The organism is Vitreimonas sp., from assembly GCF_035627415.1.
Taxonomy (GTDB): Bacteria; Pseudomonadota; Alphaproteobacteria; order Caulobacterales; family Aquidulcibacteraceae; genus Vitreimonas.
Map to the genome: position 1 here is coordinate 146,777 of NZ_DASPLU010000031.1, position 15,122 is coordinate 161,898.

At 67.7% G+C, this 15,122-nt stretch carries 21 protein-coding genes; 14 read left to right on the plus strand and 7 right to left on the minus strand.

What is annotated here, in order from left to right; translation table 11 throughout:
• The first annotated feature begins 14 nt into the window (after positions 1-14).
• The 12 genes from VEA80_RS16835 (at position 15) to VEA80_RS16890 (ending at position 8,997) form a co-directional block, all read left to right on the plus strand.
• A complete protein-coding gene (locus tag VEA80_RS16835; protein ID WP_325061936.1) occupies positions 15-1,235 on the plus strand; it encodes a DUF2336 domain-containing protein in 1,221 nt (406 codons plus the stop codon).
• A gap of 82 nt (positions 1,236-1,317) precedes the next feature.
• Positions 1,318-1,782, plus strand: coding sequence for a Na+/H+ antiporter subunit E (locus tag VEA80_RS16840; RefSeq protein ID WP_325061937.1), 465 nt, complete (start codon positions 1,318-1,320; stop codon positions 1,780-1,782).
• Positions 1,779-2,066 carry a hypothetical protein gene (locus VEA80_RS16845; protein WP_325061938.1) on the plus strand — a complete coding sequence of 96 codons (288 nt, stop codon included), beginning with the start codon at positions 1,779-1,781 and terminating at the stop codon, positions 2,064-2,066. The genes VEA80_RS16840 and VEA80_RS16845 overlap by 4 nt, the downstream gene beginning before the upstream one ends.
• A complete protein-coding gene (gene mnhG / locus VEA80_RS16850; protein WP_325062094.1) occupies positions 2,066-2,425 on the plus strand; it encodes a monovalent cation/H(+) antiporter subunit G in 360 nt (119 codons plus the stop codon). The genes VEA80_RS16845 and mnhG overlap by 1 nt, the downstream gene beginning before the upstream one ends.
• Positions 2,418-2,903, plus strand: a complete 486-nt coding sequence (locus tag VEA80_RS16855) for a hypothetical protein (protein ID WP_325061939.1) — start codon at positions 2,418-2,420, stop codon at positions 2,901-2,903. Before mnhG ends, VEA80_RS16855 begins: the two co-directional genes overlap by 8 nt.
• A complete protein-coding gene (locus VEA80_RS16860; RefSeq protein ID WP_325061940.1) occupies positions 2,900-3,286 on the plus strand; it encodes a hypothetical protein in 387 nt (128 codons plus the stop codon). The genes VEA80_RS16855 and VEA80_RS16860 overlap by 4 nt, the downstream gene beginning before the upstream one ends.
• Positions 3,286-3,609: a hypothetical protein gene (locus tag VEA80_RS16865; protein ID WP_325061941.1), complete on the plus strand. Its 324-nt coding sequence runs from the start codon at positions 3,286-3,288 to the stop codon at positions 3,607-3,609. The genes VEA80_RS16860 and VEA80_RS16865 overlap by 1 nt, the downstream gene beginning before the upstream one ends.
• Positions 3,606-5,063, plus strand: coding sequence for a proton-conducting transporter membrane subunit (locus tag VEA80_RS16870; RefSeq protein ID WP_325061942.1), 1,458 nt, complete (start codon positions 3,606-3,608; stop codon positions 5,061-5,063). Before VEA80_RS16865 ends, VEA80_RS16870 begins: the two co-directional genes overlap by 4 nt.
• Positions 5,060-6,526 (plus strand): proton-conducting transporter membrane subunit, encoded by a 1,467-nt coding sequence (locus VEA80_RS16875; protein WP_325061943.1) that lies wholly within the window; start codon positions 5,060-5,062, stop codon positions 6,524-6,526. The genes VEA80_RS16870 and VEA80_RS16875 overlap by 4 nt, the downstream gene beginning before the upstream one ends.
• Positions 6,523-6,756: a hypothetical protein gene (locus VEA80_RS16880; RefSeq protein WP_325061944.1), complete on the plus strand. Its 234-nt coding sequence runs from the start codon at positions 6,523-6,525 to the stop codon at positions 6,754-6,756. Before VEA80_RS16875 ends, VEA80_RS16880 begins: the two co-directional genes overlap by 4 nt.
• Positions 6,749-8,443, plus strand: coding sequence for a proton-conducting transporter membrane subunit (locus VEA80_RS16885; protein ID WP_325061945.1), 1,695 nt, complete (start codon positions 6,749-6,751; stop codon positions 8,441-8,443). The genes VEA80_RS16880 and VEA80_RS16885 overlap by 8 nt, the downstream gene beginning before the upstream one ends.
• A 149-nt stretch (positions 8,444-8,592) precedes the next feature.
• Positions 8,593-8,997 carry a MucR family transcriptional regulator gene (locus VEA80_RS16890; RefSeq protein ID WP_325061946.1) on the plus strand — a complete coding sequence of 135 codons (405 nt, stop codon included), beginning with the start codon at positions 8,593-8,595 and terminating at the stop codon, positions 8,995-8,997.
• 267 nt (positions 8,998-9,264) lie between these two features.
• Here the strand turns inward: VEA80_RS16890 and VEA80_RS16895 are convergent, their stop codons facing one another.
• From VEA80_RS16895 to VEA80_RS16910, 5 genes are all read right to left on the minus strand, one after another.
• A complete protein-coding gene (locus VEA80_RS16895; protein ID WP_325061947.1) occupies positions 9,265-9,906 on the minus strand; it encodes a hypothetical protein in 642 nt (213 codons plus the stop codon).
• A 147-nt stretch (positions 9,907-10,053) separates the two neighbouring features.
• Entirely contained in the window at positions 10,054-10,326 is a 273-nt protein-coding gene (locus VEA80_RS16900) for a hypothetical protein (RefSeq protein ID WP_325061948.1), read from the minus strand.
• A 57-nt stretch (positions 10,327-10,383) separates the two neighbouring features.
• Positions 10,384-10,731 (minus strand): type II toxin-antitoxin system PemK/MazF family toxin, encoded by a 348-nt coding sequence (locus VEA80_RS20500; protein WP_349257277.1) that lies wholly within the window; start codon positions 10,729-10,731, stop codon positions 10,384-10,386.
• Between the two features lie 4 nt (positions 10,732-10,735).
• Positions 10,736-10,978, minus strand: a complete 243-nt coding sequence (locus tag VEA80_RS16905; RefSeq protein WP_325061949.1) for an AbrB/MazE/SpoVT family DNA-binding domain-containing protein — start codon at positions 10,976-10,978, stop codon at positions 10,736-10,738.
• 268 nt (positions 10,979-11,246) lie between these two features.
• The gene (locus VEA80_RS16910) at positions 11,247-12,194 is read right to left on the minus strand and encodes an IS1595 family transposase (protein WP_325061950.1); all 948 of its coding nucleotides are present in this window, start codon (positions 12,192-12,194) and stop codon (positions 11,247-11,249) included.
• 145 nt (positions 12,195-12,339) lie between these two features.
• Between VEA80_RS16910 and VEA80_RS16915 the strand changes: the two genes are divergently transcribed.
• Both VEA80_RS16915 and VEA80_RS16920 read left to right on the plus strand, forming a co-directional pair.
• On the plus strand, positions 12,340-12,681 hold the full coding sequence (locus VEA80_RS16915; protein ID WP_325061951.1) for a helix-turn-helix domain-containing protein: 342 nt from the start codon (positions 12,340-12,342) through the stop codon (positions 12,679-12,681).
• A complete protein-coding gene (locus VEA80_RS16920) occupies positions 12,678-13,415 on the plus strand; it encodes a DUF6456 domain-containing protein (protein WP_325061952.1) in 738 nt (245 codons plus the stop codon). Before VEA80_RS16915 ends, VEA80_RS16920 begins: the two co-directional genes overlap by 4 nt.
• A 68-nt stretch (positions 13,416-13,483) precedes the next feature.
• On the opposite strand, the gene VEA80_RS16925 is transcribed toward VEA80_RS16920, so the two are convergent.
• Both VEA80_RS16925 and VEA80_RS16930 read right to left on the minus strand, forming a co-directional pair.
• Entirely contained in the window at positions 13,484-13,915 is a 432-nt protein-coding gene (locus VEA80_RS16925; protein WP_325061953.1) for a SufE family protein, read from the minus strand.
• A 77-nt stretch (positions 13,916-13,992) separates the two neighbouring features.
• Positions 13,993-15,030: a hypothetical protein gene (locus tag VEA80_RS16930; RefSeq protein ID WP_325061954.1), complete on the minus strand. Its 1,038-nt coding sequence runs from the start codon at positions 15,028-15,030 to the stop codon at positions 13,993-13,995.
• Positions 15,031-15,122: the final 92 nt, after the last annotated feature.

Genomic DNA, 15,122 nt, shown 5'->3' on the forward strand with positions numbered 1-15,122 from the left:
TGACCTTGGGCGATATGGCGCTCACGAATCAACCTCGGCTTGACGCCGCCGATCCGCCGGCGCCGCTGGAGCTGAGCGAGCCGCATGCGCCGCAGGCGCGGGGCGCGCTGGTGGCGCGGCTCTGCGAGATCGTTTCGTGGCCGGAAAGCCGGCTCCCCGCCTACGAGCGCCAGCTGGCGGCGGACATCCTGGTCGGGCTGTTGCGCACGAGCAATATCGAGCTGCGCCGACGCTGCGCCCAAGGGCTGGCCCGGGTGACCGACGCGCCGAAGGGGCTGCTGCGGTACCTGGCGCGGGACGAGATTAACGTCGCGCTGCCGTTGCTGGAGGCAGGGGCCGGCTTCGACGATTCCGATCTGGTGGCGACTGTGCGCGCCGGCGTGTCCGCGCACTGGATCGCGATCGCGCGCCGGCGCCATCTCAGCGAGACGGTGACCGACGCGCTGATCCAGACCGGCGACACGCCGACGATCGAAGCGGTGCTGCGCAATCAGGGGACGCGGCTGTCGACCCAGGGCGTCGATCTCGTCGTCGCCCGCTCGCGTCAGGCCGCGTCGCTGCCGTCGCTTCTGGTCTCGCGCACCGAGATTCGGCCGACGCAGGCGCTGGTGCTGTTCTGGTGGGCGAGCTTCGAGGCGCGCTTGCAAATTCTGCGTCGTTTCGCTGTCGACAGGAACGTGCTGATCCAGGAACTTGGCGACGTGTTCAAACTGGCCGCGGCGGAAGGCTGGTCCGACGCCGATACGCGCAAGACGCTGCAGGTGATCGAACGGCGCCAGCGCAATCGCGCGGCGGCGGCGCAGAGCCCGTACGGCTCACTCGAAGGCGCGTTGGCGGCGGCCGAGCGAGGCGTCGACCGCGCGCTGGTTCACGAGATTGCGCATCTGGCCGGGATTAAGCCGACCACCGCCTCGCAGATCTTCGCCGATCCCGGCGGGGAGGCCATCGGCGTGTTCTGTAAAGCGGTCGGCTTGAAGCGGCCGCTGATGTTGGCGTTCTGGCGTGCGCTGCGCCGTCCCGCCGGCGATCCGGACGCCACCAACAATCCGCTCGGACGCGCGGTTTACGTATTCGACACTTTGGCGACAGCGAAGGCGCAGACGGTGCTGCGTTACTGGAACTGGTCGTTCACCGCCGACGCGGCCAATCTCGAACGCGTGAGTTTCGACGACGACGCGCTGGAGCTGCCGCTCGCGCGGCGGAACGCCGCGCTGTTGTTCAACCGCAACGTCTGAGCAAGCGCGCCGCCGCGCTGGCGAATCCCGGGCCGCGAGGCTAAGGCTGAACGCGCGCGCGACGGCGCGGGGAGGCGGATGGATGCTTCACGCCGCAGCCATGCTGCTGGGACTCACGCTGATCTGGTTCGTGGCGACCGCGGGCGCGCCTAACCTTGTGGATATCGCGGCCGCCGCGGGCGCGGCGCTGGCGTGCACTTTACTGGCGGCGCGCGCGGGCGGCGCCGGCGCGAGCTTCGCACGCGCGCCCAGGGCGGCGCTTGTGACTCTGTCGCGTTTGCCGGTGGTGTTCGGCGGCGCGCTGGCGACGTTGCGCGCGGCGATCTCGGCCGACGTCACTTTGCGGCCTGCGCTGGTGCGGATCAAAAGCCGCGGCGGCGGCGCCGCGCGCGCGGCGTTCGCCAACGTGTTGAGCTCGGCGCCGGGCATGGTCGTCGTCGAGACCGACAGCGACGGCTTTCTCGTCCATGTGCTCGATGAAGAGGGCGTCGACGCCAGCGCATTGGGTGAGCTCGAACGCATCGTCGGCGCGCAGGAGGGGCGATGAGCGCGCTGGCGATCGCCATCGGCGCGGGCGTTGCGCTGGCGCTGGCGGCGCCGCGTCTTTTCTCCGGCCCGACGCTGCACGATCGCGCCTTGGCGGCGAGGATGGTGCTGATCCGCGTGGCGCTGATCTGCGCTGCGGTCGCGGTCGCGATGGGAGAGAGCGCGTGGCTGGACGCGGCGTTTGCGCTCGTGTTCGCCGCCTTGGTGCTGACGACGGCAGTGATGAAGGTGTTTCGCGCGCGCACGTTCCAGGCGCCGCTGGCGCGGACCGGGGAGGACGCGTGATGGAGACGCTGACGCTGGTGCGCGAGGCGGCGGGCGCGGTCATTGCGTTCATCGGGCTTATTTTTGTGTTCGGCGGCGGGCTTGGGCTGTTGCGGTTTCCCGACGTCTACACGCGCCTGCATGCGGCGACGGCGTCGGACGGGCCCGGCGCGGCGTTGGTCGTGTTCGGCTTGGCGGTGATGGCGCCTGATCTCGCGATGGCGGGGCGGCTCGTCTTGCTGGCGCTTTTGATCGTCGCGCTGGGGCCGGTGTTCGCGCACCTCGCCGGCAGCGCCGCGCACGCGGGCGGCGTTGCCCCCATCGCCGGCAAGTACGCGGCGCCGCGGCCGGGCGCGCGTGCGGAGCGGACGCATGACTGAGCTGGCGCTGCACGGCTTCGCTCTGGTTCTGCTCGCCGGCGCATTGGCGGCGGCGCTCGCGGCGTTGACGGCGCGGGCGCTGATCGCGGCGTGCATGTACTTGGCCGCAGCCGGCGCGCTGGCGGCTGCGGCGGTGCTGAGCTTGGGCGGCGGCGATGGCGCGGTTGTGATTGCGCTCGTCGTCGCGGTGTGGGCGCCGCTGTTGATGCTGAGCGCCATGCTTTTGAGCGCGCCGGCGGCGAAGACGCTCCGCAAGGCGCCGCCTTGGCTGGCGCTGCTGGCGGCTTTGTTCGCCGCGGCGATGCTGGCGATGGCGGCGCCGGATCTCGGCCCCGCTGCGCCGGCTGCTCCGCTGCGGCTCGAAGGCGCAGCGTTCTGGCTCGCGCCGCTGCTGTTCGTGGCGGCGGCGGCGTGCGTGGGCTTGCTCGGCTTCGGCGAACGCGGCGCGCTGCGCGCCAACAAGGAGCGCGAGCTGTGAGGCCCAGCGCGCAGATCGTCGTCGCACGGGCGGCGCGCACGTTCACGCCGCTGCTGGCGCTGTTTGCGCTGACGCTGGTGACAGCGCGCGCGCCCGGCGAGGGCGTCGGGCTAATCGCGGCGCTCGCGTTCGCGCTGGCGCTCGCGCTGCACGCGCTCGTGTTCGGCGCAGCCGCGTTCATGGCGGCGTTTCCGCCGCTCGTGATGCGCTGGATTCTCGCGCTCGGGCTCATCGCAACTCTCGCGGCGGCGGGCGCGCCGGAATGGATTTATGCGCCGATGGCGATGGAGGCGGGGCTGTTCGCTTCGAGCGCGGCGGGCGCGTCGCTGATCGTGGCGGTGCTGTTCGGACGCGCCGCGGCTTTGGGCGATGTGGAGGGGTGATGGCGGCTGACGTCCTGATCCTGCGCATCGCGTTCGGCCTCTCGCTGGCGCTGCTGATCGGCGGCGCGGCGGCGGCGTGGGTGAGCGACAATGCGCTGAAGCGTATCGCCGGCGGTGTCGTCGCGGCGCTCGGCGCGCTCTCGGCGTTGGCGGCGCTGGGGGCGCCAGCGGCGCTCTCGATCGCGGGCGCGGCGGTGCTGTTCGCGCACGTCGCGTTCGGCGCGGCGCTTGCCGTGCGGCTTCAGGAAAGCTACGGCGCGGTCGAGGCGCCGGAGCTCGATCGAGCCGACAGCGCGGACGAGACTGCGGAGCCGACGCCGTGATCGGCGCCTATGTGGAGCTGGCGCGCGCGCATGCGCCGTTGCTGATGGTGAGCGTCGCGTTCGGCGCGGCGGCGCTGGCGATGTTGTCGCCGCCGCGGCTGAGCTGGTTCATCGCTTGCGCCGGCGCGTTGGTGAGCGCGGTGTTCGCGTTCGACCTGGCGTGGAGGCTGTTGGCAGGCGGCGGCGCGTTCGCGTTTCTGCTCGAAGGCGTTGCGCTCGAGACGGATGGCGTCAGCGTGTTCGGCGCCGCGCTGGTGAGTTTGACGGGCGTGCTGGCTCTCTTGGCCGCCGGCGCGCAGCTCGGCGATTTCGAGCGGCGAACAGCGTCGGTGGCGACGGCGCTTGGGCTTGCGGTGCAGACGGCGTGGATCGGCGCGCTCGCGGCGCGCGATTTGATCGGCGTTTTCGTCGCGGCGGAGACCGCCTGGCTTGCGGCCGCGGCGCTGCTGGCGCTGAGCGCCGAGCGCGGCGCGCTCAACGGCGCGCTGAGAATGCTGAGCGCCGGCGGCGTCGGCGCGGCGTTGTTTCTCGTCGGCGCAGCACTGATCCATCGCAGCGCCGGCACGCTTGATCTGCCCGCGATCGCGGAGGCGCACATCGAGGCGGCGGACGCCGCCGCGTTGGGCGCCGGGCTGATCGTCTTGAGCCTTGCTTTGAAAGCGGGCGTTGCGCCGCTGCACGATTGGCTCGGGGCCGGCTTCAGCCGCGCTAACGGCGCCGCCGCCATGATCGTCGGCGCTGCGGCTGTCGTCGGCGCGCTGACGGTGCTGGTGCGGGTCGCGGCGTATTTCGTTCAGGCGCCGGCGATCGGCGAGGGCGTTTCCATCGCGCTCGCCGTTCTCGGCGGGGCGAGCGTCGTCATCGGCTCGCTGCAAGCGGTGGGCGCGACCAATGTGCGCCGGCTCGCTGCGTACGCGGGCGCGGCTCAAGCCGGCGGCGTGCTGCTTTGCGTGGCGCTGGGATCGCCGGCCGGCGTCGCCGCGGCGTTGGTGCAGCTGACGGCTTTGGCGGCGACGGCGCTTGCGCTGTTCGGCGGCGCGGCGGCCGGCGGCGTGCGCACGCTCGAGGGATTGGATGGATTGGGCCGACGCGCGCCGCTCGCGGGCGCGGCGATGATGGCGGGCGCGATCAGCCTGATGGGCGCGCCGTTGACGCTGGGCTTCCTCGGCCGCTGGCGTCTCGTGGAAGCGGGCGTCGGCGCCGGCTGGTGGTGGGCCGCGGGCGCGGTGATCTTCGCTTCGCTCGCCGGCGTGTTCTACGGCGGGCGCCTGATCGAGCGGCTCTATTTCCGGCGCGCCGGCGAAATCTATCTCGGCGGCGCCGGCGCCTGGCGCTTCGCCGCGGCGCCGCTGCTGCTCGCGGCTATCGTGATGACGGCGCTCGGCGTCGCGCCCGGGCTTCTGCTCGATGCAGCCGACGCGGCGGCGGCGCAGATTCTGGGCGCGGCCGCATGAGCGCGTCGTTCGCCCTCTTCGGCGTGCTGGTCGCGCCGGTGCTGCAGGCGCTGTTCGTGCTCGCGCTGCAGAAGCCGCCCGGCCTTCGCGACGTCGTGCACATCGGCTTTGCGCTGGCGACGGCGATCTGCGCGGCGCGTCTCGTCGGCGCGGCGGCCGATGGAGAGACAGTGCGCATCGCGCTGGCGCAGCCTTTGCCGAACGTCGCGCTCGCCTTCGTGGTGGAGCCGCTCGGGGCGTTGGTGGCGGCGACGATCGGCGGATTGGGGTTCCTGCACGCCGCACACTCCGCCGGCGTCGTGCGCGCGACGCAGGAGAAAGCGCCGGCGCGGCTGATGGCGTTCATGGCGCTGGCGTCAGGCGCGACGATGGCGGTGGCGTTCTCCGCCAATCTGTTCACGTTCTTCGTCGCCTACCAGGCGCTGACATTGTGCGTGTTTCCGCTGGTGGCGCATCGGGGCGACGAAGAAGCGCGGCGGGCAGGGCGCACGTTTCTCGCGACGCTGCTGACGGCGTCGATGGGGTTGTTCCTGCCAGCGATGATCTGGACCTACGCGATCGCCGGCGCGCTCGATTTCCAGCCGGGCGGCGTTCTGGCCGGCCGTGTCGACGCGCTGACGGCGAACATCCTCTTGGTGCTGTTCGTGCTGGGGCTGGCGATGGCGGCGATGCCGCCGCTGCACCGATGGCTGCCGGCTTCGAGCCGCGCGCCAGATCCGGCGCTGGTGACGATCCAGGGCGTGGCGATCCTGCCAGCTGGCGGCGTGGGGCTGATCAAGATCGCCGCCTTCGTGTTCGGGCCGGCGCTCGCGACCGCGCGCTTCGCCGCCTACGGCCTGATCTTGCTTGCGGGCGTTGGCATGTGCGTGGCGGCGCTGATTGCGCTGTCGCGCCAGGACGTGCGCGAACGGCTGGCTTATTCGTGCATCGCGCAGTCGCTCGCGGTGGCGGTGGGCGCGCTGGTCGCGCTGCCGATGGGACTGTTTGCGGCGGCGCTGCAGATCGTCGCGTTCGCCTGTTCGGCGGCGACGCTGACGATGGCGGTCGGCACGACCGGAGCGATCACGGCGCGGCGGACAGTCGCCGACTATGCCGGCCTCGGCCGGGTGATGCCGTGGACGTTCGCGGGCTTCGCGCTCGCGTCGGCGAGCATGATCGGCATGCCGCCGTTTTCGGGCGCGTGGGCCAAGCTCTGGCTGATCACGGCCGCGGCGGGGGCGGGGCTTGTCTGGGCGGCCGCGCTCGTCGGTGCGGCGGCGGTGCTCACGTTCGCGCACCTGGCGCCGCTCGCGGCCAACACGCTCGCGGGCAAGGCGCCGACCGACGCGTTCAAGCGGCCCGACGGCGCCTCGATACTTCTTGCCGCGCCGGTGATCCTCTCGGCCGCGGCGACGCTGTGGCTGCTGGTGCTGGCGGACCCGTTGTCGTCGTTCCTGGCGCCGATCTGGAGCGACGGACAATGAGCAAAGCGCCCCCTCCGCGCGGCGGCGTCGCTGGTCTTGCGCTGTTGTTTTGCCTGACGGCTCTGGGCGTGGGGCTCGCGTTCGATTTTAGCGCGCGCGCGCCGGGCGGCTTCTGGATCGGCGCCCAGCCCGGCGCTTCGGCGATCATCGGCGCCGGCGCGGCGATCGCGTGCGCGCTCGTCGCCCGGCTCGCGCACCTCGTGTTCGGCAAGCGGGACGGCGATGTTTGAGTTCACCCTCAACCCGGGCTTCGTGCCGATCCTGGCCGGTCTCATCGTGCTCGCCGCGCCGCGCATCGCGCGCGCGCCGATCATGGCGCTCGCGGCGCTGGCGGCCCTGTGGCTGGTGCTGGGCAACGAATTCGGCGCGGCGGCGACGATGCGTCAAATGGGCGTCGAGACCGTCCCACTCGACCTCGACGCGCTCAACCGCATCTTCGGCATCGTCATGCTGATCCTGCTGATCGCGATCGCGATCTACACCGGCGCGCGGCGCAACCGCTACGAGGACGCCGCGATCCTGATGCTGGCCGGCGGGGCGGTGTCGGCGCTGTTCGTCGGCGATCTGGTGTTTCTGGTGGCCGCAGTCGCGCTCTCCGGATTGGCGGCGGCGTGGATCGTGTTCGCCTCGCCGCTGGACGGCGCGCGCTTCGCCGGCGTCAGGCTGCTGATCTGGCACGGGCTCGAGGGATTGCTCTTCTTGATTGGCGTGGCGCTGCATCTCACCGCGACCGCCGGCATCTCGAAGTTCGTGCGCCTCGACGCCGGCAGCATTTCAGGCGCCTGCATCTTTGCGGCGCTGTTGCTGCGCATTGGCGCGCCGTTCGCACATGTCTGGCTGAAGGATGTCGTGTCGCATGCGTCGGCGGCGGGCGGGGCGGCGCTCACCGCGTTCAGCACGATGCTCGGCGTTTACGCGTTGGCGCGGCTGTTTCCGGCCGAGCCGCTGCTGGCGCCGATCGGCGGGGCGATGATCGTGGTGGGGCTGGTGTTCGCGGTGATCACGGACGACTTGCGCCGCGCCGCGGCCTACGCGCTGACGGCGCAGACGGGCGTCTGCGTCGCCCTGATCGGCGAAGGGTCGCGGCTTTCCCTCGCCGCCGCCGAGGGACATGCGTTCGCGGCGTTGCTCGGCTTCGCGGCGCTGCAGATGGTTCTAGGCGCGCTGCTCGAGCGCGGCGGCGTGCGGCGGCTGAGCGAAATGAAAGGCGTTGCGCGGGCGATGCCGATCACGTCGTTCCTGCACCTTGCCGCGGCGCTTGCGTGTTCGGCGGTTCCGGGCTTTGCGCTCTATGCGACGCAAACCGTGGCGCTCGATGCGATGGCGCGGTGGGAGCTGCGCTGGCTCTGGCTGCTGGTCGCGCTAACGTCCGCGGTGCTGTTCGTCGTGCTTGCGCTGCGGCCGACGCTCGAAGCGCATCGCGCGACGGCGCCGCGTCCGTTCCGGGAGTCGCCGTTTCCGATGATGCTCGGCGCGTCGCTGGCGACGTTCTTGTGCTTCTCGATCGGTGTCGCGCCGCAATGGCTCTACGCGTTGATGCCGACAGAACTCGCGTTTCAGCCGTACGAGATCGAGAGGCTCGCGCCGCAGCTCGCGCTGATCGGCGCGGCGGGCGTCGCTTATCTCGCATCGCGCGGCGTTGGCTTGGCGCCGGCGGCGTTGCCGTCGCGCACACTCGATGTCGACGCCTTCTATCGCGGGCCTGTGGCGGGCGCCGGCCGCTGGGCGGGCGTGCTGTTGTTGCGCGCCTACGGCGCATGGCAGGCCGGGGCGGCGCGCGCGGGCTATGGCGCCATGCGCATGTTCGACCGGCTGTCGCAGCTGTGGGATCGCCCCTTCGCCCCCGCACGCAGCGCCGCGGCGGCGCAGTTCCTTGCCATCGGCGCCTTCCTGTTGCTCATGTTGCTCTTCAGGTGAGCGCACCTTCAGGTATAGTGTTAGTAATCGCTCGCCCTTAGACAAATATGGCTAAGGCAAATCCACTATTAGTCTAGGCTCCGGCTTGGCATTACCCAGTCCGCCATCTATACTGTGGCGCTTTAGTATTTGAAGCCGATGAGAGTACGATGGAAAAGCAGCAGGACCTCGTGGGAATGGCTGCGGAGATCGTTTCGGCCTTCGTGTCGGCGAACCAAGTCGCCCCACAGGAGATCCCAGCGCTGATCCGGACGGTGCATTCGGCCCTGCTCGAGATTTCGGATTCCAAGGGGACGGCGCACGAGCCGGCCCTGGAGCCGGCGGTGTCGGTGAAGAAGTCGATCACCCCGGATTACATCATCTGTCTCGAAGACGGTAAGAAATTCAAATCCTTGAAGCGCCACCTGCGCACTCGCTACGGCATGAATCCGGACGAGTACCGGGCCAAGTGGGGCCTGCCGCACGACTATCCGATGGTCGCCCCGAACTACGCCAAGGAACGCTCGAACCTGGCCAAGCGCATGGGCTTGGGCCAGTCGCGCAAGGGTGGCTAGGAAAAAAATCATATTTATATACTTCGCGCCACACACCCTAAAATCAAACACTTAGCGCCGGTCACACCGTAAGCATATTCGCAAGGCTATGGAATCCTGCGCGAAATTTAATACGGCTTGTGGTGCGAGGGTAGGTAGCTATTCCTAGCGAACGCTTGACACTCGGCTAAGTGTAGCTGGTCGGACCCTAAGCGCGCGAGGGCGCAAACCGCAGTGGAGGCCTGCCTGCGAAACTGGTTCACCACCAGTAACGGCTATGAGGCAAACCTAGGTGCCATCGACGCTGCCGCCATCGCCCTCATTATTCTTCGCACGCTTGATGATCCCTCGGTTTCTGATGAGTACGCCGAAAATGAATAAGCGATTTTGGAGCGTCAGCATCCGATCCAAGACGTCTTGGAAATCTCGGGCCTTATAGACGAGATGCTTGCCTTTCATCTCTTGGGCGTCGTCGGATGTTCTTTCTCCGGCCTCAAACGCAACGAGGGTCGGCAGGTGCGCGTCCATGTCCAATAACACTAAACCATCCGGCACATCAGGAAGCGCGGCCCAAACGCCATGAACCACGCGGTTCCGCTCCCCGCCGCGCGCTGCGAACTCAGCAAGCAGCTCGGCCAAGTGCGTTTGCTCATCTCCTGTGAGTTTGAGTTTCGCGATGGCGTTGAACGCTGCCTTCTGGGCGGCGCTACCTATCAGGGCGCTGTAGATGGCGTGGCCGATCTTTGCATCGACTCCGAGCATCACCAACGTCAAGAATTCCATGGAGCGCTCTACATTGCCCCACGCGGCGGCAACCGCGGCAATTCCAAGCGCTGGTTCATGCCGTTTCAATACGGCCATGGGGCCCATGTCGATGCCTGCAAGTGTGAGAATTTTTTTGCGATAGGGTTGCGGCATGTCGTCTGACAAAAGGTCCTCTGATCAATTCAGCGAAGAAGAAACGAAGCGGCGCGCTGAGGAAGCGTTGCGCGGCGCGTTCAAAACACCGCCAATCCAGGGCCGTAAGGTGCCGCCGGCGCCGGCCCAACGTAAAGAAGACGGCGCCGACGAGTCCACCTAGGGGGAGATTTTCGCCTTCAGCCACGCGGCGGCTTCCGCCGCTTTGGACGTGCCCCAGCCTGATCCAGGCTTTAGTTCAATCACTACGACTGAATCGTCTGCGTCGAAGAGCGACTTCGCCCAATCGCGGACTTGTGCAGCTGTGCTGTTAAACTCGAAACCCCATAGGCTTTCGAGCAGCGCAACGCCGTTGTTCTTTTCTGCCGCTTCGTAGAAGCGGCTATAATCACGCACCTTGTGTGCGTCATAAGAAACGAGAAAGAATGCCATCGTTTGCCGTTCCAGAACTCGATCAGACGATCCGATCGACTCAGTAGTGTTCGGAAATCAGCTGCAATCAATTGCGAGAATTGCTTCGATCCTCCCCAGGACTTCCCACATCGTGTCTTGGGGGCAGTCACTGTGGTACCTCATGTCACGCGCGATCCAGTCGACCGAGCGCAATTGGTCACTAAGGATGAAGCCAGTCACTTTTGCTGTTGCCGGGACGGCAACCTCAAACGCACTTCCTTTGCCCTTACTGGTCACGGGGCAGACCATGCATAGGCCTGTCCTGATGTTGAAGTCCTTTGGTGAAAGCACCAGAGCAGGCCGTTGACCGGCCTGCTCCGTCCCCGCCTGAGGGGTGAAGTTCACAAAGACGAAATGACCACGGTCGGGCTGGTAGGCTGGCAAGTGTTCACCACTCTTCTTTGCCTACCGGCTCGCCCCAGTCTGTTTCGGCGTGATTGCCGTCTGTCGGGTTATGCGATGCGAGCAGGTCGGCCAACTTGAACTTCTTTCGCGCTGGGCGAATACAGAGAGTTTCATCCTCCACAAAGAGATTGACCGATGCTCCTTCGCTAAGCCGCACAGCTTCGACAACGTGCTTCGGCAGGCGAACAGCTAGACTGTTGCCTGACCGGAAAACGAAGGTCTGCATATACACCTCCTACGGCCCGATTCCCCGCAACGCTAGGCCGTAATAACATTGTATATACCCCAAAGGTTTCTCCTTTCCAAATCCTTTCTATGGTTACCGTCTGTCAAAAGTCGGTGATGTCGCAAGAGAGCAACGCCCCTAATCCTCGAATAAGTCGAGGTTCGCCGAACGCTCCGTCGCGCCCTTGAGGCGCTTCGCTTTTGCACGAAGCCTACGCATGAGCGCCTTGCGCCCGCGCGCTGCGCGCTTAATGCGCGCCAGCGTGTATTCAGGCGACGGCGGCCCCGTTAGTCCGCCGATAGGTCAGGCGCTTGCCTTCGATGCCTTCAACGGCGCGTTGCGCGCGCATGGCGTCGGTGAAGCCAAGCTTCGTGCGGGTGTTGTGGCGAAACTCGTATTCGCCAACATAGCGGTGCAGGTGCTTCTCGGCGCAATGCTGATAAACGCCGGTCATGCCCTTCTTGAACACGCCGAAGAAGCCTTCGGCCGAGTTCGTGTGAACGTCGCCGCGCGCGTATTCGCCGGCGCTGTGCTTGACCGTTTCGTGTGATCCGAGTTCGGCACCGACCTTCGTGTAGAGGCGGCTTTCGTCAGAGTGGAGACGGGATTTGGGATGGACGTTTTCGCGGACGATCTTTTCGACCGTTTCGCGGTTGGCTTCGGCAACGTGAAAGACGCGGGCTTGGCCGCCACGTTCGATCAAGGCCACAACGGCGCGCTTGTTGGCCGGGCCAGAACCGCGCTTCACGAACGCGCGGCCGGTCGTGCTGACGGTGCGCGGGTTTTCGACTTTGCCGAAGTAGGTTTCGTCGGCTTCAACGATTTGGCCGGGGCCGCCCAGCGGGCCGGTCAGACCGCCGTTCGCCATCGCGGCGCGGATGCGATGCGCAAGAAACCACGCGGTTTTGTAGGTCACGTCCAACGTGCGGTGGAGCTGATGGGCGGACATGCCTTTCTTGCTCGACGCCATCAGGTAGAAGGCCATCAGCCACACCGTCAGTTTGACGTGGCTGGCTTCCATCACCGTGCCGGTCATGACGGTGAAGTCCTTGCGGCATTCCTTCGCGCCGCAGCGGTAGCGGCCCTCACGCTTCGTCTCGTATTCAGAGCCGATCGAGCCGCACTTCGGGCAAACCCGACCGCCCGGCCAACGCAGGGCTTCGATATACTTGCGGGCTTCGGCTTCGGAGCGGAACTGGGGGGCGTCGAACTTCATGGCGGTAATCTAGCTATTCAAGCTTGTGGCGTCAAGTATATAAATAGGAAAAAAATCCGCAAATTAGGAAAAAATCTATCCTACAGCGCTGCGGCGGCCGTATCCTCTGGATCGGCATGGGATCGCTGCGTTGGAGTGCTGAAGGATGGAAGTTTCGGAAAGGCGTCTGGCCGACATGGCCGGCGCGGAGCTGGCGGCGCATGTCGCGAGCTATGGCTGCGGGGTGCCGGCTGAAGAGATCTTGCGGCCGAAGCGGGGTTCGGCCCGGGCGTCGTTCGCGCGGCAGGTGGCGATGTACCTCTGCTATGTCGGGTTCGAGATCAGCCTGACCCGTGTCGCTAACGCGTTCGACCGCGACCGTTCGACCGTGGCGCATGCGTGCCACATCATCGAAGACCGCCGCGAAGAGCCGCGCTTCGACCGCTGGATCAGCGGGCTCGAAGCGATGATGCGGCGCGCGCCGCAGCCGACAGCGAGGACGCTATGACGGCGGCGGTCGACGAGGCGCTGGCGCGGCTCGCGTCATCGGCGGCGGTGCTGGCGCCGGCGGGCGAGAACTATGGCGTTTATCCGGGCGGCGATCGCAGGCGCCGTCCGATCGTGCGGCTTGCGCCGGTTGAGGTGCGCGATCTCGAAGCGTGCGGCGCGATCGAGCAGCGCGGCGACGGCGCTTATGTGTTGAGCGAAGCCGGCAAGGCGCGCGTCGCCCGCTCGCTGGCGCGCGAGGACGAGGCGTATCTGATCCAGCACGCGCCAATCGAACCGCGCACGGTGATCGATCGCGACGGCGACGAGCGCAAGGTGCGGGGCGTCAGGCGCGGCGACGTGCTGCGCAGGCTCGCGGCTTTGCGCGATGCGCAAGATCTGCCGTGGCTGAGCGAGGCCGAACTCGAGGCGGCGCGGCGCTTGCGCGCCGACTGGGACGCGAGCCAAGCGGGACTGGTGCGCGGCTCCGACTGGTCGGCGCCGCCGATGGGCGCGGGCGCGCGCGGCGTCAGCAACGCGCAGGAGCGGGCGATGGCGGCGCGCTGCGATGCGCGGCGGCGCGTCGGCGAAGCGCTGGACGCGCTGGCGGCGCCGCTGCGGCGCGTGGTCGAGCGCGTGTGTCTGCACGAGGACGGGCTCGAAGCGCTGGAGCGCGCCGAGGGCTGGCCGGCGCGGTCGGGGAAATTGGTGCTTAAGATCGGGCTGGCGCAGATGGCGCGGGGGTTAGGGGAGTAAGGGAGTAGGGCAGTAGGGGGGAGCGCGTATCGCACACGCCGTTTCTATTCCCCTACTCCCTTACTGCCCTACTCACCTACTGCCTTCTTCGCCTCGTCCTGCATGCGCTTCATCATGGCGAAGAGACCGTTGGAGCGTTGCTGGGTGAGGGCGTCCTGGAGGCCGAGGCGTTCGAACACGGCGCGCGGATCGACCGAGAGGATTTCTTGCGGCGTGCGGCCGGAGAAGATGCGCATCAGCATGGCGACTTCGCCGCGCACGAGATGGGCGTCGGAATCGCCGCGGAAATAGAGCTTTTCCGGCGCTTCGGGGCGGCGCTCGGAAACGAGCCAGACCTGACTGGCGCAACCGCGGACCTTGTTGGCTTCGACGCGCGCATGCTCGGGCAGCGGCTCGAGTTCGCGCGCGAGTTCGATCACATGCGCGATGCGCTCCTCCCAGTCGGGCAGGAGCGCGAAGTCGTCGGCGATTTCGGCGATGGTGTCGTCTATCGCGGCCATGGGCCGGAGATGCGCCTTTGAAGGCGCGAGAGCAAGGCTTGGACCGCCGATGTTGCTCGCCGGCGGTCCAAGACGCTTTAGTCGCGGCCGCCGCCGCGCGCTGCGGCGGGGATCGGCGTCATCGCTTGCGCGTCGGGCTGGCCGACGGCGCCGATGCAGGTGCCGATGTCGCGCAGGCCGTGCTGGCCGAGGCAGAACGCGTTCTCATAACGGAAGCGCGCCGCCGACATGCATTGATAGAGCTGCAGCTGCGCCATCTCGATGCAATCGCGCGAGCGCGGATCGCTGATGAGGCGCGTGACGGCGCTCTGGTTGGTGTCGATCGCGTCGAGCGCTTGCAGCGCGGCGACCGCGGCCATGCGGTCGAGCGCTTCGGCGCGGGTGACGTTGGCGCGAGTCGCCACCGCCGGCGTCGAGGCGACTTCGACGACCTGGTCGCCGCCGCGCACCGAGTCCCAGAAGCGGCGCCCGCCATAGGCGGTCGGATCGTTGGCGGGTTGCACGCTGAGCGTCGCCACGGTGAGGCGCGGGGCGACGCTGGAGGGCAGCGCTTCCGCCGGCGCGCCTTCGCGGCCGAGACTGCGGATGCGCTGCACACGCGCGTTCTGACCCGGCGCGACGGCGTTGGCCCAACGCTGACGCTGGATCGAATAGGCGAGTTCTTGATAGCGGTCGGCGACGCTGATGATGCGCTGCGAGTCCGCTTGCGCGGATTCGAGCAGCATGCGGGTCGCTTCCTGGCCGCCGCGCAGACCGCGCGCGTAGGACGGATCGACCGTGACGGCCCAGATGACGGCGTCGCGGCCGTAATAGGCGGCGGCGTCGCGTACGCCTTGCACGAAGGCCGGCGATTGCGCGGCGGTTTGGGCGCCGTAGGCGATCCAGCCGCGGGTCAGCGCATCGCGGTTGTGACGACCGACGCGATCGAGCGCGGTCTCCAGCGCATTGGCGTTGCTGGGCGTGTTGGCGCGCAGCTCGGAGACATCGCTGTGATAGGCCGCGTAAGCAGTGATGGCCGTCTGCAGATCGGTGTTCTGCGACGGGGTTTGCGCGTGGGCTGCGCCGCCGAGAAGGGCGACTGCCGCAGTGGTTGTCCAGGCCGCAAGGGTCCGCATCGGCTCTACTCCCTCTGAACTAGAATGGTGAGTCCGCTTTCGACCGCGACTCGAAGCGGGCATCGTGTCCCCCAGCGCGTTAAGAACTCTTT

Coding starts and splice junctions, on each gene's coding strand:
- VEA80_RS16835 (WP_325061936.1), top strand. CDS start 15: ATGGCGCTCACGAATCAACCTCGGCTTGACGCCGCCGATCCGCCGGCG.
- VEA80_RS16840 (WP_325061937.1), top strand. CDS start 1,318: ATGCTTCACGCCGCAGCCATGCTGCTGGGACTCACGCTGATCTGGTTC.
- VEA80_RS16845 (WP_325061938.1), top strand. CDS start 1,779: ATGAGCGCGCTGGCGATCGCCATCGGCGCGGGCGTTGCGCTGGCGCTG.
- mnhG (WP_325062094.1), top strand. CDS start 2,066: ATGGAGACGCTGACGCTGGTGCGCGAGGCGGCGGGCGCGGTCATTGCG.
- VEA80_RS16855 (WP_325061939.1), top strand. CDS start 2,418: ATGACTGAGCTGGCGCTGCACGGCTTCGCTCTGGTTCTGCTCGCCGGC.
- VEA80_RS16865 (WP_325061941.1), top strand. CDS start 3,286: ATGGCGGCTGACGTCCTGATCCTGCGCATCGCGTTCGGCCTCTCGCTG.
- VEA80_RS16875 (WP_325061943.1), top strand. CDS start 5,060: ATGAGCGCGTCGTTCGCCCTCTTCGGCGTGCTGGTCGCGCCGGTGCTG.
- VEA80_RS16880 (WP_325061944.1), top strand. CDS start 6,523: ATGAGCAAAGCGCCCCCTCCGCGCGGCGGCGTCGCTGGTCTTGCGCTG.
- VEA80_RS16885 (WP_325061945.1), top strand. CDS start 6,749: ATGTTTGAGTTCACCCTCAACCCGGGCTTCGTGCCGATCCTGGCCGGT.
- VEA80_RS16890 (WP_325061946.1), top strand. CDS start 8,593: ATGGAAAAGCAGCAGGACCTCGTGGGAATGGCTGCGGAGATCGTTTCG.
- VEA80_RS16900 (WP_325061948.1), bottom strand. CDS start 10,326: ATGGCATTCTTTCTCGTTTCTTATGACGCACACAAGGTGCGTGATTAT.
- VEA80_RS16905 (WP_325061949.1), bottom strand. CDS start 10,978: ATGCAGACCTTCGTTTTCCGGTCAGGCAACAGTCTAGCTGTTCGCCTG.
- VEA80_RS16910 (WP_325061950.1), bottom strand. CDS start 12,194: ATGAAGTTCGACGCCCCCCAGTTCCGCTCCGAAGCCGAAGCCCGCAAG.
- VEA80_RS16915 (WP_325061951.1), top strand. CDS start 12,340: ATGGAAGTTTCGGAAAGGCGTCTGGCCGACATGGCCGGCGCGGAGCTG.
- VEA80_RS16920 (WP_325061952.1), top strand. CDS start 12,678: ATGACGGCGGCGGTCGACGAGGCGCTGGCGCGGCTCGCGTCATCGGCG.
- VEA80_RS16925 (WP_325061953.1), bottom strand. CDS start 13,915: ATGGCCGCGATAGACGACACCATCGCCGAAATCGCCGACGACTTCGCG.
- VEA80_RS16930 (WP_325061954.1), bottom strand. CDS start 15,030: ATGCGGACCCTTGCGGCCTGGACAACCACTGCGGCAGTCGCCCTTCTC.